Source organism: Methanococcoides alaskense, assembly GCF_027594145.1.
GTDB classification, from domain to species: Archaea; Halobacteriota; Methanosarcinia; order Methanosarcinales; family Methanosarcinaceae; genus Methanococcoides; species Methanococcoides alaskense.
In genome coordinates this window covers 667,785-694,564 of the sequence record NZ_JAQFFK010000001.1, presented here as the reverse complement: position 1 = coordinate 694,564, position 26,780 = coordinate 667,785, and the positions used below count along the sequence as shown (strand labels likewise).

The following is a 26,780-nucleotide window of genomic DNA, read 5'->3' as shown; positions in this document are numbered from 1 at the left end:
TTCCGAAAAAGACACATTCAAAGATTATCTACCAATGGTCGCAATGGCCGGGCTGATCCTAATAGTACAGGTTCTCGCATTGATACTGGCATCCCCAATGGATAAATTGGGAATGCAAGCCGTAGAGAATCCCGAATCGACTGCCAATTCGTTCTATTACATAGGATTCATCCTCGCATTCACATTCCTGTTACTGCTTGCCATCAAACGTAACATGAAGTGGGGAATACAACTAACAATGTTGCTTGCAGTAGGAGCCACCATATTCTACGGATTCTATCCGATCTTGTATATGCTTGGAATTAATGAGACATTAAGCAGTACACTGGGAATTATACTGGCAGCTGTACTCACTATCGTCCTTTATAAGTTCCCTGAATGGTATGTCATAGATACGATCGGCATAATAATCGGAGCTGCCGCCAGTGCAATATTCGGAATATCCTTTGGCATAATACCAGCGATCGTCCTGTTATCACTTCTTGCAATATACGATGCCATATCGGTCTATAAGACAAAGCACATGATCGATCTTGCAGAAGGTGTGATGGACCTCAAATTGCCAATACTTTTCATCATCCCGAAAAAGCTGAACTATTCATTCATAAAGGACGGCATGAAAAAGGAAGGCGAAAGAGATGCGTTCTTCATGGGACTTGGAGATGCGGTCATGCCAACCGTCCTGGTGGTATCTGCAAACGTTTTCGTTGCCCACACAGGGTTCATATCATACCCTGCCCTTGGAGCAATAATAGGAACACTTGCAGGATTCATCGGGCTTACAATATTCGTCATGAAAGGAAAACCACAGGCAGGACTCCCGTTCCTGAACAGTGGAGTGATCCTTGGATACCTCGCAGGTGCACTTCTGTCAGGAGCTCCGCTTCTGGGATAAGATAGGTGAAATCGAATAACAAATTAGATAAAATTGTAAAAAAATTAAATACAGATGATGCTTAAAACAGCATCATCATGCTTTTTTTAATCGTGATTTGCGATCTTACAAACATCACAATCATCGTTACCATCACATTTTTTGCCATTGAACTCTGCATCAAGGGCACGTGTGCCTTCTGCAAGCACGGATGCATTGGAAATAGAACCAGCGATCAGAACAGCATCAAAGATCTCTTCCTTGGTAAGCCCGAGCCTGTTTGCCACACGGATGTGCATATTCATACAATGGTCGCACCGAAGGGCAGATGAAACACCGATACAGATAAGTTCGATCGTTTTCGGATCAAGCCTTTCGAATTCACGCATGATCGAATTGTCATACATTACCTTGGGGAGAAGGAGATCCGGCATATCCCGCATGAACTCCAGAATATATGGTATCTCACCGTAACGCTCTTTCACGCCTTCCAGTATATCAGAAACTGCCTCATCAGGCTCTTTATCGATGATCTCACGAATCTTCTCAATGTCCATAATAATCCTCACTTAAACTACAGATATTTTAAATATTTGCTACCTCAGACCTGCGTTTTATCTTTACAAGAATATAGTCCTTCATCTTGGAAGGAAGTATGTTCGCCACATCTGAAAGGATGAAACCTTCATCAAATACGATATTTCCAACAGCTTCATGGTATCTATCATAAGGCAGTTTTACCCTCATGCCGTCAAGCTGAAGCGTGATGGGGGCAGGTGTCAGCACATTAAGAATATCAGGAACCTGCTCCTGAACCTCTTTCATGAGCCTTGCAGGAAGAACTGCAAGGGGGTCCTTTGCAATATTTTCCCTCTTGAGATTCACGATCTCACCCACCTTTTCGTTCAGAACGTCCATTGCGTCCAGTTCGGGACCTTTCCTCATCCTGTGAGCAACACGCCCGATGCCACCAACATATATGTCAGCTCCGGAAATCTCCTCAGTTCTGATGTCAGGCCCACCGGTCACCACGATAGGTATCTCGATGCCTTCAAAGAGCTTTGGCTTCTTGTTAATTATACAATCCTTGAAAGTGCCGAACGAGAAAACAGCAACATCGTGCTCATTAATGAGCCTTCTCTCATAATCAGCAGACAATGCGACCCTTCGCCCCATTCCTCTTGCAAGCCCGATCATATTGGTATTCGCCCCCCCGCGACGGATATATTCTGCAATATCACATGCTGAATGTGGAAGATGATGTGATGCGAGTGTAGGAGACACTACAGCTACTTCAGTACCCGTAAGCGGTGCCGGGGTCAGCTTACCAAGAAGCTTTTTGCAGAGATCCTCGACCAGATGGACATCCTTTTTCGGAATGAGCATAACAAGAGTGACCTCTGTTGAAGCAGGGGTCTTCTGAACGAGATAACCACCAAGGTCTTCCAAAAGCTCAAGGATCAGACTGTGTTTGTGAATACCTCCTTCATAGATATACGGTTCAAGTACTGCTGCCATCAGGAATCATCCCCTTCCAGTTCTTTCAACATAACATTGGCCTCATCGATCCAATCCTGCTGCATCGTATCTTCTGATGCCACAAAAACGAATTTACCGCTATCAAGGGAATGATAGCGTATCCTGAACCCTTCCGGAGTGGCGCGTATGGCCATGTCGGCAAGCCTTCCCCGGATCGTCTTCTCAGGATCATCCACGATAAGTTCAGCGATAAACTTATCCACTGTCTCAAGATCGGCAGCAACCTCGATAATGTTCCGTTCTGGCTGTATAACGTTCTGCCTTCCAAACTGTTCCCAGAGCCTGTCCAGAAACTGAGGAATGGTCTTCTCATCCCTGACAGTGATGACCACCTTTGCGTGTTCCCTGTCGAACTCAGTATCCGAGATCTCACCTGCCTTAATAGGAGGAAGACCCCTGCGAAGAAGTATGACCATCATGAACAACGAATCTTCCGGCCTTATCCTCACTTTTATCCTGCCTATGGTTCGGGAGAATGCGAGCTCGGAGATGATATCCTTAAGGATGCTCTCATAAGATGCAGCCTCGGAAGGTTCCGTAGTTTCAACAGTGAATATCTCAAGAGGTTCCATGAGGATCACTCCGACACATAGCCTGATGCGAGGAGGGCTGCACCCACAGCACCAATAAGCTGTGAATGCGGTGGCACTATGACATCTATTTTCAGGAGGTCACCAAGGGCCTTTGGAACCCCTGCGATTAGGGATGAACCTCCGACGAGGATAAGAGGCTCCTTTACCTCTACCTCCTGCAGCTGTTGTTCGAATATCTGCTCGACAACACTATGACAAGCTGCCGCTGCAACATCTTCCGGCGAGGAACCTTTTGCAAGCGAATTGACCAGTGACTGAATACCGAAAACGATACAGTAACTGTTCATTTCAACGTTCTCACCCATGCCTTTTATAGCAAGATCCCCAAGGTCCGTGATCTCCACACCGAGACGTTTAGCGGTCATTTCAAGGAAACGACCTGATGCTCCGGCACAGATACCGCCCATGGTGAACATTCCGGGAATACCGTCCTGTACGGAAATAGCTTTATTGTCCATTCCGCCAATATCAATAACAGTAGCAGGTCCTTTTTGTTGATCTGCAAGATAGACAGCCCCTTTTGAGTTCATTGTGATCTCTTCCTGGACCAGATCTGCCTTGAAATGTTCACCTATCAGGAAACGACCATACCCGGTAGTACCGATCGCTTGGATGTCCTCCGTTTTGAGACCCGACTGATCAAGTGCCTGCTGTAATGCAGTCTCTGCACTTTCAAGGACCTTTATGGTAGGCACCCAGCCCTCACCAACGATCTCGTTGTCCTTCATAACGACCGCTTTGGTAGTGGTCGAACCGGAATCTATACCTGCAGTGATACCGGTTTGTTTCGTTCTTGCAAGCAGGTGTTTCCTTCTCGCAATGGTAGTCAGAGCTTCCAGACGAGTAAGCAGTGTCGCAGCAGTGGTACGCTCAGTGAAAGAATAGCTTATCACAGGCAGACCGGATTCCTCGAAGATATACCTCCTCAACTCATTCCTCACTATAGCAGCTTCAGCACAACGGAAACATGATGTCACGAAAACACCATCCACTTTTGCAACGCCTTCAACAACCGCTTTAGCTCTTGCCATCATAAGCCTAAGGTCAGGACTTGCCACTTCCAACCCGAACTCCATCCCTATGGTATCGAGGGTCGCAACATCCATTTCAGGATAGACAAGTTTAGCATTCAATGTACTTGCAGCTTTTTCCAGCTCGCTCTGGACACCAGCATACTCACTTCCACAGGAAACAAGAGCTATCAGTACCGGATCTCCTTTATCGCTCATTTTTCATCACTCCCGGATGGCAGGGACTTCAAGAACTCTGCTATCTTGTAAACGAAATCCTGCCCTTCTTCCTCGGTATGAGGATACTTGATCTCAAGTATGGGAATGCCCTTTTCCCTGATAAGGAACTTTGTAAGTTCATTGGTACGGGCGCAGCCCATACATCCAAAACTGATAGATGAATCGCCAACGATGATGCCAGCTTCTGCAAGCTCGATCATGGGACCGATAAGGGCCATCCTTCCGCGAACCCCTGCAGGCACTTCCACCGCAGCATATTTCAAACCGCGTTTGGGCTCTTCAGGAGTAATGTTCAAAGGAGGAGAATCAACCCCAACAGTGTTTATTATCTTTTTGATCTTCTCCATCATAGCAAGAGGTTCATGTCCGAACCTTTCCACCATATCTGAAAGGATCAGGCTGTTAGTAGGATAAATGATAACTTTTGCCAATGTAACACCTCATAATTCTGAATCAATTATCTTCTTCAATTTCGATATATCAAGTTTTTTCGGAGCCTCATGCTCTTCAAAGGGTTCGCCAGCCTCATATTTGTCCAGTGCTCTGCCGATCATGGGAAGCATATTCACCTCTTCCCTCAGGAAATGGAAGCCTGGTCTTGGACCGCCTCCTCTTCCCGCACGGCACCGAACCTCTGCACCCGGCTTAAAGCCCCTTTCCTTTACAAATATATGATTACGGTCCATTGAACGAAGAGTTTTTACCACCTTGAGCACAGCCTCTCTCGGACCATTCACCATCGTACCAAAACAGGTCTCTTTGATGGTGATGGAATCTTCCGATTCGTAAACCTTCATTGCTGCGTCCGTGGGCAGGATGCTGTCCGAACTTATGACAACTATCTTCGTGATGTTATCCTCAGTTTCTTCAGCCATCAATTATCACTCCCCTTACTTTCAATAACGTACATAATATCCCCATCCTTAAGCCCTTTAAGTTTCTCAGGTTCAAGGATATGACCAATGATATTTGTGCTCAGGAACTTCTCACCCGTAGGACCGAACATATCATCATCGTCCAGTTTCACACCAACCATACCATGCCTTTTAGCCGCCTGGTTGGTGACACCGATATCACCTGCATTTACCTTGCCTTCGGGAACGTTCTCAGGCATGATCTCCTTATATTTTTCCGCAGCCTTTTCGGCCTTGAATATATACGTGTTCTCGTAGGTCATCATGACCGGCAATGCCCCAACGGGTTTGAACTGGAGATCGATAGCATGTCTGAAGAAATCAAGCGTTTTTGGAGCCAGATCATCATAAAGTTCAATGCTAACAAGCTTTGAATCAGGAACACCGATAACTTCCACAGAACCCTGTCGCATAACATCGATGCTGTGCGGAGGATCCTGTTTCACAACAACAGCATCCTCTTCAACGTAGCCTTTCTTAACAAGCTCGATGCCAAGTGCAGAGAGCTTTTTCTCTGCGGCCTTGAAGGACAGACCTAATAGCCATATAGGTTCCGGATCGGTACTTACCATCAATTTCTGACCGGCTTCCGCCATCTGCACAAGCTCGATACCATGCGACAAATGCCCTATAACGGAATGCATGATACTTGCCGGACGGTCATCGCGGGCAATGAAGACCTTGCCGGAACCATAGCCTACCGTCCTTACCCATACTGAACCTTTGTCCCGCGGGTCAAAGCCTTCATACTTGCACATCTCCCCGTGCAAGGAACTATCCGAAATAAAAGAACTGGAAACAGAGTCCACATCGAAGGTCCCATCCCGGATCAAAGCAAAAAAGTGTTCTGCCCCCTCAGGGGTTTCCATATTAAGTTCCACTTCAACATAAGTGAATATACGGTATCCGTCCTCAAGTACTGTGGAGAGATCGGAAGTACAGATATGCTCCCCTGTCTCTTCCCACTCCAGGACAGGTTCGATGGAAAGGATACTATCCCCGCTTCCAAATTCTTTCAGGACATTGATACCACTGATCACCTTTCCAAAGGAACCGTCTTCAGGTGCACCGTATTCCGAGGAGTGATCATCCAATGCGATGATCAAATGAGTATTACCGGGATCAAGACCACCCGCACCGAAGATCACATCATATTTCTCAAGTGATACTGAGCCTTTACCAGGAACGATATCCGCCTCGAAAGGACCAAAAGCTATTGCATCCCTGGAATCCCAGCGTACACTGACACCTTCATAATCTTTAAAACGGTCTGCCCATATCCCCGAGGACACAGACCCACCATTGAGTTCTATTTTAAATTCACCTTTAGAGGTCTTAACGACATAATCGATGATAGCACCGCTTCTACCGCCCTCATCTTTCTTGAGGATACCTATGGCAGAACCTTCCCTATAAGGAGTTTCAGATGCTTGTATAGCATCCCCCAATGTAGAATTAGGGGACAGTGCTATGCGATGATCATTGACCTCTACACTAATCTCGCCGCTCAGGCCTATCGCCTCCATTACATAATATAGGAAGCTAAATGTTAAACTTATGCTTCCTGACCAACAAGCAAGCGTTCTTCTTCAGTAAGTTGAGAAAGCACCTCTGCCGGCTCACCTATAGATACGATCTTAGCGTCCCTCATCAGTGCAACGCGGTCACATATCTCATGAAGGAAGTCCATGTCGTGAGATACTATAACGAAGGTATCACCCATTTCTTCACGTGCTTTGAGTATAGACCTTGTGACCTCTATCTTTGTGATAGGGTCCATGGTACCGGTAGGTTCGTCCATGATAATGATGTTAGGTTCCTTCATCAATATCTGAGCAAGAGCAACCCTGTGCCTTTCACCTTCACTGATATCATCTGCCATCTTTGGAAGAATGGATTTTGCCTTCTCCTCGCTAAAACCAGTAGTTACAAGCGTCTTAATGGCCTTGCGTACTGCAAGCTCATAAGGCAGGTCGATACCTAGTGATTCCGTCAGGTTGTCAATGATCGTCCTGTGAGTATAAAGCCCATATTCCTGATGCAGAATACCCATATATTTAGTGGCACGTCCCCTGTTATCAGGACCCGGTTTGGTCATGTCCACCCATTCATCGCCCACACGGACCTGAATATCTCCTTTTGTAGGTGCAACGATTCCCATGAGTATCTCGGAGGTAGTTGTCTTTCCTGCACCACTTGTGCCTGCAAGACCAAATATCTCACCTTCCTTCACATTAAAAGAGATATCATTTACCGCATGTATAACGCCCCTTGTTACAGAGATATATTTCTTGACAAGGTTCTTGACATCGATTATCGGAGCACCAAGAGGAACTTTGACATTCTTCTCAATGCTGGACACCATGCCCATGAACTCTTTAGCAACCTTGCAAGGCTCACCTTCACTGATTATCGCACCATCTTCAAGGATGATAGCCTTATCTGCAAGCTTCTCGATGACCTCAGACCAGTGAGATGTGATGACCATGGTCATATTATAATCTTTCACCGCATTTTCAATAACATCATGGACGATATCGGCAGTCCTTGGATCGAGCGTACCGGTAGGTTCATCCGCAAGCAAAAGCATTGGATTTCTCACAAGCTGCCTTGCAAGAACCACCCTTTGTTTCTCCCCACCACTCAGATCACGCGCAACGTGCATCAACCTGTGAGACATACGTACATCTTCAAGAAGTTTCATAGCCCTTGACATCGCATCAGGGCCTGTATATCCGATCTCTTTCAGAGAGTTCATCACATTTGCAACTACCTGATCATCGCCATAAAGGGCGAATGTACGCTGCAACATGATGGCAATTCTCTTGGAAACGCTCCTACGCTCATGATCATGCTGGGACAAAGCTACAAAATCCGCATCAAATGCCTTCATATCCTCATGATTACAGAGACGGCAAAGCTCGCCTACTTTACTTGGCGGGTCGATATGACCACATTTATCGCATCTCGCAAGATGATAAATGATGGAACCGGAAATATTCTCGTATTCTTCAGCACCTCGCAGAGCGTGCATCAAAATTGTTTTTCCAGCACCACTGCGCCCCAGAATTCCAATAACCTCACCTTCATTGATGTTAAGATTGATATTCTTCAGAACATTAACGCCGTCGTAAGTGATAGTTAGATCTTTGACCTCGATGAACAATGACATTTGCTTTCCTCCGATATGGTTAGCGTAAGTATCCATTTTTATATATAGATATATTGATTTTCAATATTACTTAATGGTTTTGTATATAAATATCAAAACCAAATTAACTTCATTTTGTGCATAACATCACTAAGAAATAATCCCTAGTAGATACACAGAGTTACATAATGCAGTACATAAATATAACGTATTGCCGTATCAGCGTTAACATTAAAAAACAGATACCATCGACTCAAAAGGTGATCAACCGCCAGATGATCGGGATTCAATCCCCGTCAATGAGGTCAACTACTTCTTTAATATAATTGATAATAACGTTTGCAGACTTCATCAACTTTTCCGGGCGTTCATCCCCCTGTTGCATGGTCATCACCCCGACATCAGCTGCCCTGAGAGCAAGAATATCATTCATCCCATCGCCCACCATGAGAACTTTTTCATACTTGCCCTTCAGCTCAAGGATGATCCGCTCTTTTTCACGGGTGGTGGCAATATCAAATACCCTATCCATAGGAATAGCAAGACATTTTGCAAGCTGCTTGAGATTGCGCATACTGTCACCCGAAGCAATATAGATATCAGCCCCGCGCTCTTCAAGTTTTTCGATGGTATCTTTTGTATCGTGGAACAAACGTCCCCCCGTACTCAATACATAAGGGACCGAATAATCGTTCCTGTCCACTATGATCCCGGCTGCGACATAGAAGATATTCGGACAACGTGTTTTTACCCTGTCAACGACCTGAAGTATATCAGATATCCTCAGTTCGCTTCCTTTGATGATATCATAAGCTTCATCAACAGAGAACGGATCGCTGGCACAACTGATAGCAATAGTTACACCATACTCATCGATAAAGTCACTAACACGCATGCTATGATCGGCACCCATTACCACGCTGGGCTCGGTATGAAGAACGATAAGTGCCCGTCCCTTTCGTTGTGCAACAAGTCCGGTACTATCTATGCCCGTAATGATCTGACCGGACCCCATATCCTTTGCAACGCGATACATATGCAATAGAGTTCCAGCACTATCGAAGACCACAGCTACGTTCTTTTGCATATGATATGATTCAGCGTGCCAGATTATTAAACTTGTGTTCTCTAAAAAAGAAGAGGAAGAAGGCTGAAGAACGAAGAACGAAAGGAGCTTTCATTGGACTATAACTATCTGGGAAGGGCCTTCAACGACGATCTCAGGACTTCCTTTGTACTCGATCACCTTTCCGGTCACTAACACGTGTTTTCCCTCATACAGTATATCAGGGTCCTGTGAAAAACGATCCCAATCATCGCTCCAGATCACCACAGTGAAATAACCCTCATAAGGATTATGAAAATTAAGGAATACTATCCCCGAATCATCTTTTTTTGTGGTCCGTACTATCGTGCCTTCAACTGTAACGACCTGGTCGATGTAGCGTCCTGCTTCCAGATATGAGATAGTGACAGTATCACTTGTCATGGCAGGAACCGACCAGAGCCCGACACCATTCTCTTTTGCCATTATCTCCGCACTGTCAAAAATGTCCTGATAATAAATATCCGGCCTATAGGCCTTTGAGAAAGCAAGTCCTGAAAGGACAAGTTCTTTGTTCACCATTTCACCCTCCACCCAGACATACCTCAAAAGTCTGCCATAATGATCGGTCTCACTGACATCCTTTTCGAGCCCGACGACCTTGCCAAGGACCCTTTGCACCATATATTGCTTTGCTTCGGAATAATAAGGTTCTCCGACCTCAGGAGTATCAACTCCTATAAGCCTGACTCTTTCACCTGAAGAGATCACGATCGTATCACCATCTATAACTTCTGTCACATTCACGAACTCAAGGGCATGAGATGATGAATCCGTCCCATACTCCACACAACCTGAAGATCCGACAAGACATACAATGACCAAAAACAGAGCCATACATTTATTCATGAAGTGAAGATTATAACAGAACATTATAAAATTTTCTGAATAACATCCTATAAATGAATAAAAATATGGGACATTTTATATAGAAGAGTATCAAGATGAATGTGATAGATAATATTTGTCTTCAAACCAGTCAATTTTCGAATGGATGGGATTCAGATTGCAGGATAATGCTTTACCAAGAATTTTGGTCGTGGATGATGACCGGAAAAATGTAGAACTGATGGAAGCGTTCCTCTCGCCCGACTATGAGATGATCCCTGCATACCGGGGAAAAGAAGCACTTGATATCCTTGAAAAAGAGGAGATCGATCTTGTTCTACTTGATGTGATGATGCCGGATATGAAAGGTTATGAAGTGTGTGTTAAACTCAAAGAAAATGAGAATACTCAATTCATACCCATCATCATTGTTTCAGCCCTTTCCAGAAGAAAGGACCGCATCCAGGGAATTGAAGCCGGAGCAGATGAATTCCTGACAAAGCCGATCGATCAGATCGAACTGAAAACAAGGGTCAAATCCCTGTTGAGACTCAAAGAACTTTACGATAAGAACATCGCGGAAAAGGATCTTGCCAAAAAATATCTTGAAACCGCCGAGGTCATGCTCACAGTGATAGACCCTGACCATAAGCTCAAGCTGATCAACAAGAAAGGTTGTAAGGTCATAGGTTGCGGGGAAGTGGACCTTATAGGAACTGATTTCTTCAAAACGCTTATACCGGAAAGATTTAGAGAAAAAGAGATCTCAGACTTTGATACCTTTATCTCTGGAAAAGTGGACGGCCTTGATAATTTTGAATCCCCACTGCTAAGACCGGATGGAGAAGAAAGGATCATAAATTGGCACAACACCCTGTTAAAAGACAAGAATAGAAAAATAACAGGGATGTTATCTTCCGGGGAAGATATTACTGAGAAAAAGAGAGCAGAAGAAGCACTTGCGAAGGCTGAAGAGACACATGAAAAAGAGATACACCATCGTATAAAGAACAATCTTCAGATAATCGCCAGTCTGCTGGACCTTGAGGCCAGCAATTTCACAGACCCCCGGGTGATAGATGCGTTTGAAGAAAGCAGGAACCGCGTCCATTCGATATCCATTGCACATGAAGAACTGTACCGTTCAAGAGATATGACAAACGTTGCTTTCCGGGATTATGTGAATGACGTTACAAATTATCTGTACCAGATGAATGACCTGCAGGGAAAAGATATTGAACTAAATATGGATATCGATGATATCCTTTTGAACGTTGACAGAGCCATCCACCTTGGGCTTATTCTTAATGAACTTATTGTGAACTCTTTCAAATATGCATTCCCGGAAGGAAAAGGGAACATATCCATTGCATTCCACAAAAAGGAAGAGCAGTTCACCTTCATTGTTGCCGATGATGGGATAGGTGTCCCGAAAGGGATAGAGATAGGCAAAACAAATACATTAGGCATGCAACTGGTGAACGAACTGGTGGACCAGATCGGTGGAAATGTACATCTTAACAGAAGTAATGGAACAGAAATAACTATCACATTCAAAGATAGATAAAATGCCCAAGTGAGATGAAATGAAGCTCAAATTTACGATAATCAGCATTCTTCTGATATGCACCCTTGTGTCTCCTGCATTCGGAGCTCTTGGAGAAAAGGAGTATCCGAGATTCTTTGACGAACCGTGGGACCATTCACCAATAACAGTGTATATAGATGATGTGAATACCCCCCCCCACTACAGCCATACATATCGAACAGCAATTGTGGATGCAACGAAATATTGGGAAAACGGCGGGAACGGTAAACTGTATTATAACCCCGATTTCGAGATAGTTGATAACCCTAATGCAGATATTTACGTCATGTGGGTCGAGACCATGGAAGAGGTCACCGGTGCAGCGGATGGTGTTGCAGGATACTGCAGACCGGAGATAGCTGCCGGCAGATTCGTTCGTGCCAGTATCGTTCTGGAAGTTGGCGATAAAAGAGGATTTTCCTGGCAGCAATATGGAAATGCGAACATGGAACAGATCGCCATACATGAGTTCGGACATGCCCTTGGGCTTGACCATAGCAATGACAAAAAGGACATAATGTATCCCTCGTATGAACAGAGGGAGAATGTGAATCCCTTGCTTCTGGAAAAGACGTATCCCATAATAATTGCAATTGTATTGATAGCCATAGGTGTTCTGGGATATTTGGGAACAGGCTGGCTGCGCTATCACAACAAAGCAAAGATCCTTGAGGATAAACACTTTAAAAAGTGATTGCAGAACATTGGAATATATCCGTAGGATATGCATTTAAATAGTTTTGAAACGTCCATGTCCATGAATTTCTTTGTTCGTAAGATTGATATATAGAATAAAGATTTATAACCACACATTCATCCATTAATAAAAAACATTACGTTTTTACGATTACAGGAGGATTATAAATGAAACAGCAGGTAGAGGTTAAAGAACTTAAAGAAGGTAAATACGTCCTTGCCGATGATGAACCATGTGTCATCAAGAGCATACAAAAATCAAAGCCAGGTAAGCACGGATCAGCAAAAGCAAGGATCGAGGCAGTTGGCATATTCGATGGCCAGAAACGTTCCATCATAAGCTCAGTTTCCGCTAAGACCTACGTACCTATCGTCGAGCGTAAGAGTGCACAGGTATTATCCATTTCCGGCAACATCGCACAGCTCATGGATATGGAAACCTACACTACATTCGAACTTACCATCGCTGATGAATACAAGGAAAGAGTAGCTGAAGGTAAAGATATCACATACATTGAAGCTATGGGCAAGATGAAGATAGACCTTAGATAAACCTTCAGGGATATTATGTTTTACCAGCCTGGCATGATGGATGCACTGGCAGATTACGATTCTGCCAGTTATGTCATATTTGGAGTACCATTTGACCGCACATCATCGTTCAGGGCTGGAAGCAGATGGGCTCCTGATGCAATAAGGAGCGCCACTGCAAATTTTGAAAGTTATAACTCTTTTTTTGATATTGATATTTCAGAGGTTCATGCCCACGATGCAGGAAATTTCGAAGCAGGAGCTCTTGTGGACGATGTCCTTGATGAGCTTTATCTCGATGTCCTTAACATCGTTGATGATGGAAAGATCCCGATAATGATGGGAGGGGAACACTCACTGACATTGCCATGTGTGAAAGCCTGTGCAAAACATGCAGGAGAGGATCTCGGAATCGTTGTACTGGATGCACATTTTGACCTTCGGGATGAGTTCGAGGGAATGAAGTACAATCATGCATGTATTTCCCGCCATATTCTCGAAGAGGTCACTGAGAACTATGTCAGCATAGGCATTCGAAGCGGTCCAAAGGAAGAATGGGACTATGCCAAAGAGAACAACGTCCGTTATTATACTCCCGAAGATGTTACAGAGAAGGGGATAAAGGGACTCACTGAGGAGATCAAGGAATATCTTGATTGTGAGAATATCTACATCTCCCTTGACATGGATGCACTTGACCCCGCGTTTGCACCTGGACTGGGAACACCTGAACCATTTGGACTTTCATCGGTACAAGTGAGGGACATCATAAGGAAATTAGCACCCATTGCCAGAGGTTTTGATGTGGTGGAGATATCTCCGGAATATGATAATGGGCAGACTGCAATACTTGGCGCAAAATATATTCGCGAATTCATCGCCGCACATGCTGCCTCAATGAGATGAAACGTTCATGGTTAAGTTTATACACACGTCTAACAATCATATGCTCAGATACCATGAACGAAGAAGTAATAGTCGAATGTCCTGTATGCTCACCTGAAGAGCCAGTAGAGCACGAGATAATGAGACCGGGACAGAATCCCGTTGTACAATGCCAGGAATGTGGAGCAGTCCACTCAACTATAATTGAAGAGAAAAAGCCTATCGTTACAAAAGTAATTGTTAGTAAGGATGATATTTCATTTACACTTCACACAGCTATCGACTCAGAGGATATGCTATATATCGATGATGAACTTGTGGTCGATGATGAGAACTCTGACGAAGTATATCCCATAATTGTCACTGCAATTGAATCCGAAGGTCGCCGTGTGGACCGCCAGGAAGTCGAGAAGATCGATGTAGTCTGGGGACGTGCCACAGATGAGGTTACTGCAAAGATATCATTGAAGGTAAGGAACGGCTCAACATCTCTGGAAAAGAAAGTCCCGGGAGAATTTGAGTTCGCTGTAGGTGGAGACTATAACGCCGGCGGAAAGAATTTCCACATCACCAGGATAAAGATAAGAGATGGTGGATTCCGATCCAGAAAGGGAGATAGTGTTGCTGCCAAGTATATCAAACGCATCTATTCAATAGAAAAGCGCAGGACAGGATGGGGAGAAGGGAAAACCTCATGGAGCCAAAGGGACAAGAGATATTAATAAGAGCACTGGAATTGAACGGGACTGGCGAGAGAGTGCGAAATGCCATGAGAAAGGTCCCTCGACACCTTTTTGTTTCTGAGGATATGCAAAGTGTTGCTTATGCAGACACTCCATTACCCATCGGACATGATCAGACGATCTCCGCACCTCATATGGTTGCCATAATGTGCGATCTTCTGGAAATTACCGAAGGTATGACCATTCTGGAGATTGGAAGCGGATCTGGATATAATGCTGCTGTGATGGCTGAACTTGTAGGTAAGAACGGGAAGATCTACACAATAGAGCGAATTCCGGAACTTGCCGAGCTTGCCAGAAGCAATCTTGAAAGAGCAGGATATTCAAACGTCACTGTAATACATGATGACGGTTCCTGCGGCCTACCTGAACACGCCCCATACGAACGCATCACAGTGACTTCTGCGGCCCCCGAGGTACCACAGCCGCTCAGGGAACAGTTATCGAAGAATGGGATAATGGTGGCCCCAGTAGGAACACGGCATCAAAACCTTGTCATCGTAAGGAAAGACAACGAAGGCAACATCAGTTATAGAACATGGGGGGAGGTCATATTTGTACCCCTTATTGGAAAATACGGCTTTTGAACTATGGATAATGCAGCCCCACATAATATTTCTTGAATAAAAATATATACACCCTCCTTCGTATATAGCACTATATAGAAAGGTGTGGAAAGGAGAGATAGATATAGAAACACGAAAGGTACAGCAGACAGGCGGGTCCACATACATCGTATCACTCCCAAAAAAATGGGCTGAAAGGGCTGGAATAAAGACCGGGTCACAGGTGACACTTCTACCACGATCGGACGGTTCACTTACGATTGCACCTATGGAAGATGGAACGCCCGTCCAGAAAAAGAATGTGATAGATGTTAGCAACCACGCTGGAGACGAGCTTATACGTACCCTTATTGCTGCATACCTGTCCGGATCTGATCTTATTGAACTTCGTGCAAACAGGATACATGCGGAACAGAAGAAAACCATCCGAAATGTTTGTTATAAGCTGATCGGACCTGAGATAATCGAAGAAACCGCTAAAACGGTACTAATTCAGGACCTTTTGAACCCGAACGAAGTATCCATTAAAAAGAGTGTTCGCCGAATATTCCTCATCTCCAATTCCATGCTAAAGGATGCCATACAGGCATTAAAGACACATGACCACGACCTCGCCATTGATGTGGTAGAGCGTGATGATGAAGTTGACCGTTTATTCCTGTTGATATCAAAGCAGTTCAGAGCAGTGCTACGTGGAAAGCGCGTCCCTGATGCATCCGAGACAACGATCGATGAGTATCACGATCTGAGACTCGCTGCAAGTTCTCTTGAGCGTATTGCTGACCACGCTGCAAAGATAGCAGCGATAGTACCGACATTGGAGATCCAGATCCCTGCTGAAACAATGGACCTTATAGAGACCTCAACAGAAGCCTCAAGTAAAATGGTAGAGGATGCTATCGAGGCATTGTACACCCAGAACACGGAACTTGCAAATATGGTCATCTCAAGGGCAGATGATACAAAGGTAAAGATCAATGCGCTTGATGCATCCCTTTTAACTCTTGAGTCACCTGAATCCATTGTTGCACTTGGTACTGTGGCAGACAGTCTTGACAGGATAGGGGATTATGGATCCAATATTGCAGAACTTGCAATCAATCTATCAATGGCACTAATTCAAAACAAATAAAATCCAGAATGATTATTTATTATGACATATTTAATAATCCATAATTAGAATAATGATACTCAGGCTATTATTTATAAGACATGAGTAATATCAAACCGTATATATTTGAATGGAATTCCCGTATCACATCGGAGGGAACTTATGGGCGTAATGGGATCATTTAAGAAATTCTTCAAAAGGCTGTTTAACAAAAAGAATGCACGAATCGGTATTTATGGTCCGCCCAATGCAGGAAAGACCACACTTGCAAACCGGATACTCAGAGACTGGACAGGCGATGCCATGGGCTCAGTATCCCACATTGCCCACGAAACCCGCCGTGCAAGACGACGAGAAGGAGTTACCATCCAATCAAACGGTGGATCGATAAGTCTTGACATCATTGATACACCCGGACTTGCAACAAAGATCGATTTCCATGAGTTCATGGAACTTGGAATGAATGAAGCAGAATCCAAAAGAAGAGCAAAGGAAGCGACCGAAGGGGTCATCGAAGCAGTAAAGTGGCTGGAGAACCTTGACGGGGTCATACTGGTAATGGATGCAACTGAAGACCCATATACCCAGGTCAATGTTACGGTCATTGGGAATATGGAAGCAAGGAACTTACCATTACTTATCGTTGCCAACAAGACAGACCTTCCGGAATCCTCAGCCACTTCAATAAGAGAGGCATTTCCGCAACATCCAATGGTAGCCATATCTGCCCTTGAGGGAAAGAACATCGATACTTTCTACGATGAAGTTGCAAAAAGGTTTGGGTGATCGATATGCAGGGAATTCAAATGGACCTGGTCTCAGAGGACAGACTCGCAAAAATGCAACCTGTGGAAAAGATTAGATTTATCATTGATGAAATTAAGGATGGGAAGATCCTCGTTCTTGAAAAGGGGCTTACCCCTGAAGAAGAAGCAACGCTTATCGAAATGACGATGACACAGATCGAGCCTGATGATTTTTCAGGGATCGAGATGGAAAGTTATCCAAGCCAATCAGATACATCATTTCTTGGAAAGCTGCTCAAGAAGAACGTAGTTCGAACCCGACTTACTGTCATAGGGCCTGCCAACAAGCTGAAGACCTTGAAGAAGGACCGTGACATGATAAGTGCACTCGTCTCAAGCAAATAATCATAAGTGGGACACCTAATGGATAACGCTGAAAAAAAACAAAAAGCAATAGAAGCCACTCATTCATTGTCTTCTTATGCCATGGGGACAGATGGGGTCAACATTGTCTGCACCTATGGAAAGATATCCATCTGGTACGGACGCCAGACACCCGCTGTCATTGTAGGGCAAACCCTCATCAGCATCTCAAAGATAGACAAAACAGCAGTCCATGAAACTGAGCTCGTATGTGACTTCGATAAGATCACTGAATATGAAAGTAGTGGCTATATCCTGGTATCCTATGCGAAGACACATAATGGATATCGTGCCATGTTCAACATCCCATTTTACAGTGACAAAGCACTCTACCATCTGGCAGAGTCCATCATCGAAGATTTGAAGAAGGATGAGGTCCACCTTGACATCTACTGGAACGGTGACGATTCAGACATCGCTCGATTATCTGAGGAATTCAAGAATATCGAGGGGTGGAAAGTAAAGGATATTACATATAAAGACGAGGGCAAGCACAGAGATAGCCCTAAGATATGAAAGGAATGAATATTTATGAAAGACGTATCTTCAATAAAATGTGAGCATTTGATATCATCCATGCAACTTATGGCACACCATATCGAAAGTGTTGCCAGCGATCTTGACAAGGAAAGTATCAGAGATCTGATATCAACCCTCCTTGATGCGGACGGTATATTCGTGATGGGTGCGGGAAGATCAGGTCTTGTAGGAAAGGCATTTGCAATGCGCCTGATGCACCTTGGTTTAAAGTCATACGTGGTCGGAGAATCCACCACCCCTGCAGTTCGCCCAGAAGATGTAGTTGTCACAATATCGGGATCAGGAGAAACCAGATCGATATCCAATCTTGGAAAGATAACAAAGGATATCGGAGCAAAGCTCATAACAATCACATCCAACAGCGATTCCACACTCGGCAATCTTTCAGATGTCACCATGGAAATAAAGGGAAGGACAAAGGATGATACTGGCGGATACCTTGAAAGACATATGCGTGGAGACTATTCTAATCTCACGCCCCTGGGAACTTCTTTTGAGATATCATCCCTCGTATTCCTTGATGCTGTTATCGCAGAGCTTATCTCCATTACCGGAGCATCCGAGGAAGATCTTAAGTCACGTCATGCCAAACTTGAGTAAGGGGAATATATCATGAGCGGCAGAGGATTTGCACAACGTGTTCTGGATGTTGATATTTCAGGCATCAGAAAGATGTTCGAGGCTGCCGGTTCAGATGCGGTTAATCTGGGACTTGGACAGCCGGATTTTGACACACCCGACCACATCAGGCAGGCAGCTATCGATGCTATTAACGAAAGATTTACCGGATACACATACGGTGCCGGGATCATTGAGCTAAGGGAAGCATTAAGCCAGAAGTTCAGGGAAGAGAATGGTTTTGAGGTAAGTACTGATGGTATTATCGTCACCTCTGGCGCTTCCGAAGCGCTGGAAATAGCCATCGCAGCACTCGTTGACCCGGGAGATGAGATAATAATCTCCGACCCGGGATTCGTATCCTATAATGCTCTTGCAGGCTTCATGGGTGGAAAGGTAGTTGGAGTCCCATTGGGAGAAGGTCTTACCATGAGACCGGAAGATGTCCTGGAGAAGATAACTCCAAAAACAAAAGCGGTCATCGTGAACTCCCCTTGCAATCCCACAGGAGGAGTGCTTTCAAAAAGCGACATCAAGGCCTATGCCGAGATAGCAGACGATAATGACATCACGCTGATCTCCGATGAGGTCTACGAGCATTTCCTTTACGAAGGAGAGCACGTCAGCCCTGCAAAGTTCACTGACAATGTCATAACGGTCAATGCGGTCTCAAAGACATATGCTATGACCGGATGGCGTGTCGGCTATACCGCTGCGAACAAAGAATATACCGAGCAGATGCTAAAGGTCCATCAATACGTGCAGGCATGCGCGAACTCCATTGCACAAAAAGCAGCCCTTGCCGCCATTACCGGCCCGCAGGACTGTGTTTATACAATGAGGGATGAGTTCAAAAGACGCAGGGATTTCCTTGTTGAAGGCGTCAATGCACTGGGAATAGAATGTGAACCCCCAAAAGGCGCATTCTATATTTTCCCAAAAGTGGAGAACAGCACCGAAGTTGCCAATAAGCTGGTAGCTAACGGAGTAGTTGTCGTACCAGGAACAGCCTTTGGTGAGAACGGAGATGGCTACATACGAATGTCTTATGCAACATCAATGGATGAGATTAAAAGAGCTTTACAGATAATGGAAAAAGTACTCTGAACAGTCCTATAAAGGACCTGTTCATTTTTATTAGATCTTGAAGTTCATTCAAGATCGGCTTTATCGAGTTCTTCACCTAATTCTTCGCTTAATTTAGCTGCTTCTTCAGCCATTTCTTCGCTTAGTTCTCTAGCCGCTTCTTCAGCTGCTTCTTTTGCTTCCTTTTCATTATTGGTCTCATCGATCATCTCGACAAGTCTGTCGACGATAGAATCGAGATTCTCACCTGTTGCGGTTGACATCTTTACATCAACGAAATCAGGTATTTTGAAGAGATCATGGTCACACTTGTTCGCAACAACATAGACCGGTATTTCAAAGTTTGCCACGACTTCATCAAGAAGACGTTTCTGATCAGCGATCTCGTAACCGCATGTCTCACTTGCATCGAGAATGAAAAGGACAACTGCATCAAGATGTTTTATCGCACTGATCGCCTGAAGTTCCACTTCGTTCCTTTCAGACATCGGCCTGTCAAGAAGACCAGGAGTATCGATTACCTGATACCTATCATGATTCCTCTCGAAATGCCCGATAAGGACACCCTTTGTTGTAAAAGGATAGGAAGCTACTTCCGGCTTTGCACCGGTGACCATTGCAACAAAGCTTGATTTCCCAACGTTAGGATAACCTGCGACTACAATTGTAGGTTCCTCCCGTATATCCGGGAACTTCCTCATGATATTACGGGCTTCGTTCAGGAAAACAAGATGTTTATTGATAGAACCTATCACAGAAGCCATACGGCCAAATGCCTCTTTTCGGGTCTTTACCGGGTCCTTGCTTTTTCGGATCTTACCCACATATTCCCTTGAGATCTCATGTAACTTGGCACTTGCCCAGTCAGCAGACCCAAGAGCGATACGAAGATCATCGATACCTACTACGACATCAGTAAGTTCATAATAAAAATCTGAAAGATCATCAAAGTTTGGAAAACGCCTGACAGTATTTGCAAGATTGTCAGATAGGATATTCCCAGAGGTCATTATCATAGACTCATGTGCTTTCATTGCACCGTCTTTATCCCTTACCGTCTTTCCTGCCTTTGCACGCGCTGCTCTCCGAAATGCTTTATCAATAAGCTCGTCCGAAGTCGGAACCGTGTGAATCTTCTCAAATATCATGATCTTTTACCTATAATTAGCTATAATCAGCTTCAAACTCGCATAAGCTATATATTAGTGTTCCTCGAAGTGTAGCCCCCTAAATAAAAAGATTATTAATTATCATTCATTGCAATTCTTACAACATGTATATATAGCCCTATTCAGATAAATCCAGTAGGAGATAACGGTGAGCTTATGGAATTAACCCCCATTCAAAAAGAGATAATCATTGAATTGATCAACCTTCAACGTCAGAAGGCATCAGCAGTTAAAGGTGAGGAGATCGCCGAGTTAATAGACAGGAATCCGGGGACTGTCAGGAATCAGATGCAATCACTTAAAATGCTGGGACTTGTAGAGGGAGTACCTGGTCCAAAAGGAGGATACAGAGCAACCGGTGATGCATACGAAGCCCTGAACGTCACTGCAATGGACAAGGAAGCGGAAGTTCCCATCTACAAGAATGAAGAGGTAGTAAAAGGTGCCACTGTTGCAGAGATCAGTTTTACAACAGTGAGACATCCAGACTTGTGCAATGGCAGGATAAAAGTGCTTGGGAACATCAAAGCATTCAACAGTGGAGACCAAGTACAAGTAGGACCAACCCCTGTGAACCGACTTATAGTAAGGGGAGAGGTAGTTGGCCGGGATGATACTGAGAACTTACTTCTTTTTGAAATAACGGAAATGGTATCCCTACCAAAGAAATCCATCAAACATTATATTAAAAAAGACACTGTTTCTGTAGAACCGAATTCCACTATACAAGAAGCTGCCCGGATCTTTATTACGAACAATATACACGGCGCCCCAGTGGAAGATAATGGAAAGATAGTTGGAATAGTAACTTTCATGGACATAGGAAAAACCCTTGCAAGCGGGAAGATGACCCTGAAAATAAAGGATATAATGACAAAGAATGTCATTACAATAGATGGCGAATCATCCCTTAGTGATGCAGTTCATATGTTCGATGAACACAACATCGGAAGGCTTATCGTAACCATTGATGGAGTTCCAAGAGGAATGATATCAAGAACAGATGTATTGCATGAACTGGTCATATACTGATATGACCTTAATGCCTTCTTTTTTTCATTTCTTCAGCAATATCCTCAAGAGTTATGCCAGTAGCTGCAAGCATTACCAGCAGATGGAATAACAGATCAGAGGTCTCATAGATTATCTCGGCCCGGTCATTATCCTTGACAGCAAGGATCGTTTCAGCAGTTTCCTCACCTACTTTTTCGAGCACTTTGTTTATACCTTTCCTGTGGTCAAGAAGAGAACAAACATAAGAACCCTCCACAGGATTGTTCTTGCGGTCCATTATCACATCGAATACTTCGTTCAGAACAGACATATCTGCATCAGTCATTGGAAAACCTCCATATTGAACATAAATATTAGGATCGTAAGATCCAGTATATTTAGCTAATAGGATTACATCATTAAAAAGGATTTCAATGATATTTACGCATATCATCCCCTCCCACATAGAATATTCCCCAATATGCCATTGAAGACATTATGCAACTATCCGATGTTTATTTATAGCTAAACTCTCAAAATAAATATGGTAGTATTTTTGAAGCCATCCGTATTGGCAGACAGAACGTTTTTAGACACAAGGGAGGAAGATATCTTGATAGCAGAAAGTATGCAGGTTAAAGATGTAATGACAAGGGGAGTAGTGACAGTACCTTTTGAGTCGAATGCGGTGGAGATAGCAAAGGTGATGGCTGACCAGAACGTATCCACAGTTGCGGCCATAGAGGATGGCGGTGAGACTTTTGGGATCATATCTGATATTGACATCTTAGGACGGATGAAGGATAAGAACTGGGAACTATCATCTGTGGAAGACCTGATGTCAGATTCGGTTGAAACCGTCAGTCCAAGTGCAACCGTTCACGATGTTGCTGACATGATGGCCGATAAAAGAGTACACCGCCTGATAGTCATGTCAGAAGAGACTGTTGGAGCATCCTACAGGCCAATAGGCATCATCAGCTCCAGTGACATTATAAAAGAGCTGTTCCGGAAATAAAAGAAACAGCTCACTAAAATAATGAAGAAATAAAATAAGGTGTATTGACGTTGGTGTGTAATCCGAACACAATATGACGGAATTGTTGTTGGTTTATACCAACGTCGACCCCCAATGATCAATATTCTAATATATCTTTTTTGGTCAACTTCTAAAAAAGAACTGAGAGATATCTCAGATCTTTCTCGGGTCAGTGATCTCACCGGTCAGTGCAGATGCTGCAGCTGTTGCAGGTGAGCTAAGATATACGAATGATTCAGGGCTGCCTTCCCTTCCCTTGAAGTTACGGTTGGAGGTTGCAAGTCCCACTTCACCGTCACCAAGCAGACCAAAGGAACCGCCCATACAGGGTCCACAGCATGGTGCTTCCACGATTGCACCGGCTTCCATGAACTGCTCCACGTATCCTGCACGCAGCACTTTCATGTACTCGGTCCTTGATGCAGGGATGATCAAAAGACGTACATCCTTTGCAACAGGCTCGTCACCCATCATCTCAGCCACGATCTTGATGTCCTCAAAGCGACCGTTGGTACATGAACCTACGAATACCTGATCGACCTTTGTACCTTCCACTTCAGAGACCGGTTTTACATTGTCAACGTTGTGAGGACATGCCACCTGTGGCTCAAGATCGGAAACATCATAATCATGGAACTCAGCATATTCTGCATCCTCATCGGACTTCCAGTATGGATCGAACTCATAGTCAGGAATACGCTCCTTAAGATATGCCTCTGTGGTCTTGTCAGCTTCAATGATACCTGCTTTACCACCCATTTCAATTGCCATATTGGAAATGGTCATACGCTCGGACATCGTAAGGCCTTCAATGGTGGAACCCGCATACTCAGCAGCCATATATCTTGCACCTTCTGCACCGACATCACCTATCATGTGCAGTATAAGGTCCTTTGAATAGACGTGTTTTGGAAGCTTTCCATTGGCTTCGAACCTGATGGTCTCAGGTACCCTGAACCAAAGCTTACCTGATGCGAACACTGCTGCCATATCAGTAGAACCGACACCGGTAGAGAATGCACCAAGAGACCCGTATGCGCAAGTATGGGAATCAGACCCCACAATAAGGTCACCAGGCCTTACATGACCCATTTCAGGCATGACCTGATGGCATACGCCCTCATAGACATCATAGTTCAGAATTCCCTGTTCCTTTGCAAACTTCCTGAGCATGATATGGTTTGCAGAAGCATTGAGAGAATCAGCAGGAACCTGATGGTCAAAGACTATCACGATCTTGCTTGGGTCCCACACCTTTTTCTCGTCCTTGTCACGCATGATGTCATAAAAACCATCTACTGCAAGGGGACCAGTGATATCGTGAGTCATTGCACGGTCGATGTTCGCAAGTACGAAATCCCCGGCTTCAACCGTTTTTCCTGAAGCTTTTGAAAAGATCTTCTCAGAGATCGTCATTGGATGATCATTAGTATTGGACATGGTAATCACTGCATTTATGAGTACCTTATAAATAAAACAATCGATGAGAGGGATTACTGATTTAATTTAATTGCAAACTCCGAATTACCATTATGGTCATGTACAACAAAAATAACTTCATCGACATCTGAAGAGCTCTTAGAGGAAGGGATATTAGGAGAAGAGCCATCATTTGCCTCGAATTTCTCATAAAGGAGAACAGTATCTTTCAGCTCAGTAACATACCTGTCCAGCAGGCCCTTTGCGAGCAAAACAGCATCCTCATCGGAAATAGGCTTTCCCAGACCTTCACATTCAGAGGTCAGCAACTTGCCACACTCGATATAGAAAGGATAGGTCCCACAAAGCATAGGTCTGCTACCATAGATGCCACACCTGTTGCTACCATCCTCACCAATAAAAGAACAATTGCCATTCGCCTTCCTTTTCAACATCCATCCAAACGTATGATACCTGCCCTGAGAATCCACTTCTAACTCCCGGGCATACTCATGCAAAGCATCTGCAAAAGAAACATCAGGCATATCAGGCATATCAGGCAACATTGGGATGACCGCATCGTCAAGGGAGCAGTCCTGCAATGAACGAATGTCAGAAGATGTCAAAAAAACGCGATTGTCCCCGCAGGAACGCCTACAGCATTTACCACACATGGAACAGGTAAAACCGATACTCCGTATCTGTGATGCCAGATCTTCACAAGAAATATTTACGGCAGCTTCAAGCTCTTCTTTGAGCTCATTGACAAGACGCTGCCTATAATCCGAGAACATGATCAGCCTACAAATTATTCAAGCTCATTCCGTATTCTCATCAACACCGACCGCATTAAGGAATTTCTTAACAACTGCCTCATTGACAAGTCTGAGAAGTGTCTGCCTATCCTTTATATCACTGAAAACCCCAAGCGGGATCTGTGCCCCTGCTGCATTGGAGTGACCACCAGCGATATCTTCTCCGAAAGCCCGTCTAAGGACCTCACCGAGATTTACCCTGATATCATTACTTCGCCCTGAGATGAAGATACGGTCCTCGGAAACGCCGAAAACAATAGACGTGGAGATCCCTTCAAGGCTTAACAAATAATCCGCTGCCTGTGGAAGGGCATCGCGGTCCCTTATGATACCAACGTTCGACAACAGATAGCTACCAATGACCTGCCTGTTAAGTATAGCCTCTCCCAGAATATCAAGCGTCTCGATCGACATTGAAGGGCGTTCGAGCTGATCAAGTATATCATGGTCTGCCAATGGGTAAAGGTAAGCAGCTGCAGAAAGATCTGCAGAATCAGTATTCCTCTTGAAATCCAATGTATCGGTCCTGATCCCATAAAGCAAAGCAGTTGCAAGAACCTGCTCGATCTCGATGTTCAATTCCTGCAGGTATTTGGTAAGGATAGTTGCAGATGCCCCCACATTAGGACGAATATCCACAAAATCAGCATCTATCTCAGCATCACCCAATGGATGATGGTCCAAAACGATACCGAGATGCATTCCAGGGGATAACATATTATTAGCTCCCGGAACCGCACAATCCACCATTGCGATATCAGAAAAATCAGAAAGGCTATGCTCTTCCATTCTATTAAGGTCGATACCCAGTAGATTCACGAATGCCTTGTTCTCCTGATGTCCGATATCACCATGATACAATATAGAGGACTTAACATCAAATGAATCCGCGATCTTTTGTAGTGCAAGTGCACTGGAAATAGCATCCGGATCGGGATTGTCATGAACTACGATAGCAAGTGCATTGCCGGACATATCCTTGAACCATTGGGACAACTTGTTCCCACGGTGAACCACCTCTGCACGTCCAAGCGATCTTGCAAGCGATTTTGCAACCAATCTAGATGGCATCAACACAAGGTCTGCACCGAGAGCTTCCATCTCCTGCAGATTGATGGCACCAGATGCCCTTGCCACACAATAAGCATCATTTATGCCCAAAGTGGGTATTATCTTAAGTGCCTTTTTGTTGGCCTCATTGTCAGAACTAAGAACAAGAATGCCTGTAAGCTCTTTGAGGTTCAATTGTTTGTAGACCTCAGGGTCAGAAATATCCCCTGCAATAGCCTGATACGCATCTTCGCGTAATGTTTCAACTTTTTGCGAATCCTTATCAACGATTATAAGGTCTTTATCGAGCTCACGGAGCTCCTTTGCGACAGCAAAACCGATACTGCCACTTCCCAAGATCAGATAAGTGGGGTTTTGCCACTTTTTGTCTGGGACATCTATTTCTTTCAAAGTGGGTATATTGATACCTCCTCGTAAGCTATAATTCATTGTTCGCTATTAAGCGTCTTTCGGAAAATGTATATATACTTGAACGCATCCACCGGAA

General features: G+C 44.3%; 30 protein-coding genes. 15 read left to right on the top strand and 15 right to left on the bottom strand.

Going from position 1 to position 26,780, the window contains the following annotated elements; genetic code table 11:
- The coding region (locus tag PBV53_RS03350; RefSeq protein ID WP_270095739.1) for a presenilin family intramembrane aspartyl protease PSH at window positions 1-895 on the top strand (895 nt) is incomplete at its 5' end.
- Between the two features lie 86 nt (window positions 896-981).
- Here PBV53_RS03350 and PBV53_RS03345 read toward each other — a convergent pair.
- From PBV53_RS03345 to PBV53_RS03300, 10 genes are all read right to left on the bottom strand, one after another.
- On the bottom strand, window positions 982-1,431 hold the full coding sequence (locus PBV53_RS03345; RefSeq protein WP_270095738.1) for a carboxymuconolactone decarboxylase family protein: 450 nt from the start codon (window positions 1,429-1,431) through the stop codon (window positions 982-984).
- 28 nt (window positions 1,432-1,459) lie between these two features.
- Entirely contained in the window at window positions 1,460-2,392 is a 933-nt protein-coding gene (locus PBV53_RS03340; RefSeq protein ID WP_270095737.1) for a methanogenesis marker 7 protein, read from the bottom strand.
- Window positions 2,392-2,985, bottom strand: a complete 594-nt coding sequence (locus PBV53_RS03335) for a methanogenesis marker 17 protein (RefSeq protein ID WP_270095736.1) — start codon at window positions 2,983-2,985, stop codon at window positions 2,392-2,394. Before PBV53_RS03335 ends, PBV53_RS03340 begins: the two co-directional genes overlap by 1 nt.
- A gap of 5 nt (window positions 2,986-2,990) precedes the next feature.
- Window positions 2,991-4,235: a methanogenesis marker 15 protein gene (locus tag PBV53_RS03330; RefSeq protein ID WP_270095735.1), complete on the bottom strand. Its 1,245-nt coding sequence runs from the start codon at window positions 4,233-4,235 to the stop codon at window positions 2,991-2,993.
- A complete protein-coding gene (locus tag PBV53_RS03325) occupies window positions 4,232-4,687 on the bottom strand; it encodes a methanogenesis marker 5 protein (RefSeq protein ID WP_270095734.1) in 456 nt (151 codons plus the stop codon). Before PBV53_RS03325 ends, PBV53_RS03330 begins: the two co-directional genes overlap by 4 nt.
- Before the next feature lie 9 nt (window positions 4,688-4,696).
- Window positions 4,697-5,131 (bottom strand): methanogenesis marker 6 protein, encoded by a 435-nt coding sequence (locus PBV53_RS03320; RefSeq protein ID WP_270095733.1) that lies wholly within the window; start codon window positions 5,129-5,131, stop codon window positions 4,697-4,699.
- Entirely contained in the window at window positions 5,131-6,696 is a 1,566-nt protein-coding gene (mmp3, locus tag PBV53_RS03315; protein WP_270095732.1) for a methyl-coenzyme M reductase-associated protein Mmp3, read from the bottom strand. Before mmp3 ends, PBV53_RS03320 begins: the two co-directional genes overlap by 1 nt.
- 29 nt (window positions 6,697-6,725) lie before the next feature.
- The gene (atwA, locus tag PBV53_RS03310; RefSeq protein ID WP_270095731.1) at window positions 6,726-8,342 is read right to left on the bottom strand and encodes a methyl coenzyme M reductase system, component A2; all 1,617 of its coding nucleotides are present in this window, start codon (window positions 8,340-8,342) and stop codon (window positions 6,726-6,728) included.
- Between the two features lie 265 nt (window positions 8,343-8,607).
- Complete coding sequence (locus PBV53_RS03305; protein ID WP_270095730.1) at window positions 8,608-9,408, bottom strand: HAD family hydrolase; 801 nt, start codon at window positions 9,406-9,408, stop codon at window positions 8,608-8,610.
- A 90-nt stretch (window positions 9,409-9,498) separates the two neighbouring features.
- Entirely contained in the window at window positions 9,499-10,275 is a 777-nt protein-coding gene (locus PBV53_RS03300) for a thermonuclease family protein (RefSeq protein WP_270095729.1), read from the bottom strand.
- A gap of 145 nt (window positions 10,276-10,420) precedes the next feature.
- On the opposite strand from PBV53_RS03300, the gene PBV53_RS03295 reads away from it, so the two are divergent.
- From PBV53_RS03295 to PBV53_RS03240, 12 genes are all read left to right on the top strand, one after another.
- The gene (locus PBV53_RS03295; RefSeq protein WP_270095728.1) at window positions 10,421-11,821 is read left to right on the top strand and encodes a sensor histidine kinase; all 1,401 of its coding nucleotides are present in this window, start codon (window positions 10,421-10,423) and stop codon (window positions 11,819-11,821) included.
- 19 nt (window positions 11,822-11,840) lie between these two features.
- Window positions 11,841-12,536 (top strand): matrixin family metalloprotease, encoded by a 696-nt coding sequence (locus PBV53_RS03290; protein WP_270095727.1) that lies wholly within the window; start codon window positions 11,841-11,843, stop codon window positions 12,534-12,536.
- A gap of 170 nt (window positions 12,537-12,706) precedes the next feature.
- The gene (locus PBV53_RS03285) at window positions 12,707-13,090 is read left to right on the top strand and encodes a translation initiation factor IF-5A (protein WP_270095726.1); all 384 of its coding nucleotides are present in this window, start codon (window positions 12,707-12,709) and stop codon (window positions 13,088-13,090) included.
- Window positions 13,091-13,105: 15 nt separating this feature from the next.
- Entirely contained in the window at window positions 13,106-13,975 is an 870-nt protein-coding gene (gene speB, locus PBV53_RS03280; protein ID WP_270095725.1) for an agmatinase, read from the top strand.
- Window positions 13,976-14,028: 53 nt separating this feature from the next.
- Window positions 14,029-14,676, top strand: a complete 648-nt coding sequence (locus tag PBV53_RS03275) for an HVO_0476 family zinc finger protein (protein ID WP_270095724.1) — start codon at window positions 14,029-14,031, stop codon at window positions 14,674-14,676.
- Window positions 14,649-15,284, top strand: coding sequence for a protein-L-isoaspartate O-methyltransferase (locus tag PBV53_RS03270; protein ID WP_270095723.1), 636 nt, complete (start codon window positions 14,649-14,651; stop codon window positions 15,282-15,284). Before PBV53_RS03275 ends, PBV53_RS03270 begins: the two co-directional genes overlap by 28 nt.
- An 82-nt stretch (window positions 15,285-15,366) precedes the next feature.
- Entirely contained in the window at window positions 15,367-16,395 is a 1,029-nt protein-coding gene (locus PBV53_RS03265) for a PhoU domain-containing protein (RefSeq protein WP_270095722.1), read from the top strand.
- A gap of 141 nt (window positions 16,396-16,536) precedes the next feature.
- Entirely contained in the window at window positions 16,537-17,160 is a 624-nt protein-coding gene (locus PBV53_RS03260) for an Era-like GTP-binding protein (RefSeq protein ID WP_011499918.1), read from the top strand.
- Between the two features lie 5 nt (window positions 17,161-17,165).
- A complete protein-coding gene (locus PBV53_RS03255) occupies window positions 17,166-17,525 on the top strand; it encodes a DUF2073 domain-containing protein (protein WP_270095721.1) in 360 nt (119 codons plus the stop codon).
- A gap of 18 nt (window positions 17,526-17,543) precedes the next feature.
- Window positions 17,544-18,059, top strand: a complete 516-nt coding sequence (locus PBV53_RS03250; RefSeq protein ID WP_270095720.1) for a hypothetical protein — start codon at window positions 17,544-17,546, stop codon at window positions 18,057-18,059.
- Between the two features lie 15 nt (window positions 18,060-18,074).
- Window positions 18,075-18,683: a 6-phospho-3-hexuloisomerase gene (gene hxlB, locus PBV53_RS03245; RefSeq protein ID WP_270095719.1), complete on the top strand. Its 609-nt coding sequence runs from the start codon at window positions 18,075-18,077 to the stop codon at window positions 18,681-18,683.
- Window positions 18,684-18,695: 12 nt separating this feature from the next.
- Window positions 18,696-19,808, top strand: a complete 1,113-nt coding sequence (locus tag PBV53_RS03240; protein WP_270095718.1) for a pyridoxal phosphate-dependent aminotransferase — start codon at window positions 18,696-18,698, stop codon at window positions 19,806-19,808.
- 44 nt (window positions 19,809-19,852) lie between these two features.
- Here the strand turns inward: PBV53_RS03240 and PBV53_RS03235 are convergent, their stop codons facing one another.
- The gene (locus PBV53_RS03235) at window positions 19,853-20,935 is read right to left on the bottom strand and encodes an NOG1 family protein (RefSeq protein ID WP_270095717.1); all 1,083 of its coding nucleotides are present in this window, start codon (window positions 20,933-20,935) and stop codon (window positions 19,853-19,855) included.
- Window positions 20,936-21,112: 177 nt separating this feature from the next.
- Here PBV53_RS03235 and PBV53_RS03230 point away from each other — a divergent pair, with 177 nt between their 5' ends.
- Window positions 21,113-21,988: a CBS domain-containing protein gene (locus PBV53_RS03230; RefSeq protein WP_270095716.1), complete on the top strand. Its 876-nt coding sequence runs from the start codon at window positions 21,113-21,115 to the stop codon at window positions 21,986-21,988.
- 7 nt (window positions 21,989-21,995) lie between these two features.
- Here PBV53_RS03230 and hisE read toward each other — a convergent pair whose 3' ends face one another.
- Window positions 21,996-22,295 carry a phosphoribosyl-ATP diphosphatase gene (gene hisE / locus PBV53_RS03225; protein ID WP_270095715.1) on the bottom strand — a complete coding sequence of 100 codons (300 nt, stop codon included), beginning with the start codon at window positions 22,293-22,295 and terminating at the stop codon, window positions 21,996-21,998.
- A gap of 225 nt (window positions 22,296-22,520) precedes the next feature.
- Here hisE and PBV53_RS03220 point away from each other — a divergent pair, with 225 nt between their 5' ends.
- Window positions 22,521-22,967, top strand: a complete 447-nt coding sequence (locus PBV53_RS03220) for a CBS domain-containing protein (protein WP_270095714.1) — start codon at window positions 22,521-22,523, stop codon at window positions 22,965-22,967.
- Between the two features lie 174 nt (window positions 22,968-23,141).
- Here PBV53_RS03220 and PBV53_RS03215 read toward each other — a convergent pair whose 3' ends face one another.
- Genes PBV53_RS03215 through PBV53_RS03205 form a run of 3 tightly spaced genes read right to left on the bottom strand, consistent with a single transcriptional unit; the run spans window position 23,142 to window position 26,722 of the window.
- A complete protein-coding gene (locus PBV53_RS03215) occupies window positions 23,142-24,428 on the bottom strand; it encodes a 3-isopropylmalate dehydratase large subunit (RefSeq protein WP_270095713.1) in 1,287 nt (428 codons plus the stop codon).
- A 53-nt stretch (window positions 24,429-24,481) separates the two neighbouring features.
- Window positions 24,482-25,201 (bottom strand): YkgJ family cysteine cluster protein, encoded by a 720-nt coding sequence (locus PBV53_RS03210; protein WP_270095712.1) that lies wholly within the window; start codon window positions 25,199-25,201, stop codon window positions 24,482-24,484.
- A gap of 24 nt (window positions 25,202-25,225) precedes the next feature.
- Window positions 25,226-26,722 carry a DHH family phosphoesterase gene (locus tag PBV53_RS03205; protein ID WP_270095711.1) on the bottom strand — a complete coding sequence of 499 codons (1,497 nt, stop codon included), beginning with the start codon at window positions 26,720-26,722 and terminating at the stop codon, window positions 25,226-25,228.
- Between the last annotated feature and the right edge of the window lie 58 nt (window positions 26,723-26,780).

Bases quoted from the DNA above. Each gene is read 5' to 3' on its own strand.
- PBV53_RS03305 (WP_270095730.1), bottom strand. From the start codon at position 9,408: ATGCAAAAGAACGTAGCTGTGGTCTTCGATAGTGCTGGAACTCTATTG.
- PBV53_RS03340 (WP_270095737.1), bottom strand. From the start codon at position 2,392: ATGGCAGCAGTACTTGAACCGTATATCTATGAAGGAGGTATTCACAAA.
- PBV53_RS03345 (WP_270095738.1), bottom strand. From the start codon at position 1,431: ATGGACATTGAGAAGATTCGTGAGATCATCGATAAAGAGCCTGATGAG.
- PBV53_RS03235 (WP_270095717.1), bottom strand. From the start codon at position 20,935: ATGATATTTGAGAAGATTCACACGGTTCCGACTTCGGACGAGCTTATT.
- PBV53_RS03285 (WP_270095726.1), top strand. From the start codon at position 12,707: ATGAAACAGCAGGTAGAGGTTAAAGAACTTAAAGAAGGTAAATACGTC.
- PBV53_RS03240 (WP_270095718.1), top strand. From the start codon at position 18,696: ATGAGCGGCAGAGGATTTGCACAACGTGTTCTGGATGTTGATATTTCA.
- PBV53_RS03215 (WP_270095713.1), bottom strand. From the start codon at position 24,428: ATGTCCAATACTAATGATCATCCAATGACGATCTCTGAGAAGATCTTT.
- PBV53_RS03205 (WP_270095711.1), bottom strand. From the start codon at position 26,722: ATGAATTATAGCTTACGAGGAGGTATCAATATACCCACTTTGAAAGAA.
- speB (WP_270095725.1), top strand. From the start codon at position 13,106: ATGTTTTACCAGCCTGGCATGATGGATGCACTGGCAGATTACGATTCT.
- PBV53_RS03295 (WP_270095728.1), top strand. From the start codon at position 10,421: ATGGGATTCAGATTGCAGGATAATGCTTTACCAAGAATTTTGGTCGTG.
- PBV53_RS03230 (WP_270095716.1), top strand. From the start codon at position 21,113: ATGGAATTAACCCCCATTCAAAAAGAGATAATCATTGAATTGATCAAC.
- hxlB (WP_270095719.1), top strand. From the start codon at position 18,075: ATGAAAGACGTATCTTCAATAAAATGTGAGCATTTGATATCATCCATG.
- PBV53_RS03300 (WP_270095729.1), bottom strand. From the start codon at position 10,275: ATGAATAAATGTATGGCTCTGTTTTTGGTCATTGTATGTCTTGTCGGA.
- PBV53_RS03260 (WP_011499918.1), top strand. From the start codon at position 16,537: ATGGGCGTAATGGGATCATTTAAGAAATTCTTCAAAAGGCTGTTTAAC.
- PBV53_RS03255 (WP_270095721.1), top strand. From the start codon at position 17,166: ATGCAGGGAATTCAAATGGACCTGGTCTCAGAGGACAGACTCGCAAAA.
- PBV53_RS03270 (WP_270095723.1), top strand. From the start codon at position 14,649: ATGGAGCCAAAGGGACAAGAGATATTAATAAGAGCACTGGAATTGAAC.
- PBV53_RS03320 (WP_270095733.1), bottom strand. From the start codon at position 5,131: ATGGCTGAAGAAACTGAGGATAACATCACGAAGATAGTTGTCATAAGT.
- PBV53_RS03210 (WP_270095712.1), bottom strand. From the start codon at position 25,201: ATGTTCTCGGATTATAGGCAGCGTCTTGTCAATGAGCTCAAAGAAGAG.
- mmp3 (WP_270095732.1), bottom strand. From the start codon at position 6,696: ATGGAGGCGATAGGCCTGAGCGGCGAGATTAGTGTAGAGGTCAATGAT.
- PBV53_RS03330 (WP_270095735.1), bottom strand. From the start codon at position 4,235: ATGAGCGATAAAGGAGATCCGGTACTGATAGCTCTTGTTTCCTGTGGA.
- atwA (WP_270095731.1), bottom strand. From the start codon at position 8,342: ATGTCATTGTTCATCGAGGTCAAAGATCTAACTATCACTTACGACGGC.
- PBV53_RS03290 (WP_270095727.1), top strand. From the start codon at position 11,841: ATGAAGCTCAAATTTACGATAATCAGCATTCTTCTGATATGCACCCTT.
- hisE (WP_270095715.1), bottom strand. From the start codon at position 22,295: ATGACTGATGCAGATATGTCTGTTCTGAACGAAGTATTCGATGTGATA.
- PBV53_RS03250 (WP_270095720.1), top strand. From the start codon at position 17,544: ATGGATAACGCTGAAAAAAAACAAAAAGCAATAGAAGCCACTCATTCA.
- PBV53_RS03275 (WP_270095724.1), top strand. From the start codon at position 14,029: ATGAACGAAGAAGTAATAGTCGAATGTCCTGTATGCTCACCTGAAGAG.
- PBV53_RS03335 (WP_270095736.1), bottom strand. From the start codon at position 2,985: ATGGAACCTCTTGAGATATTCACTGTTGAAACTACGGAACCTTCCGAG.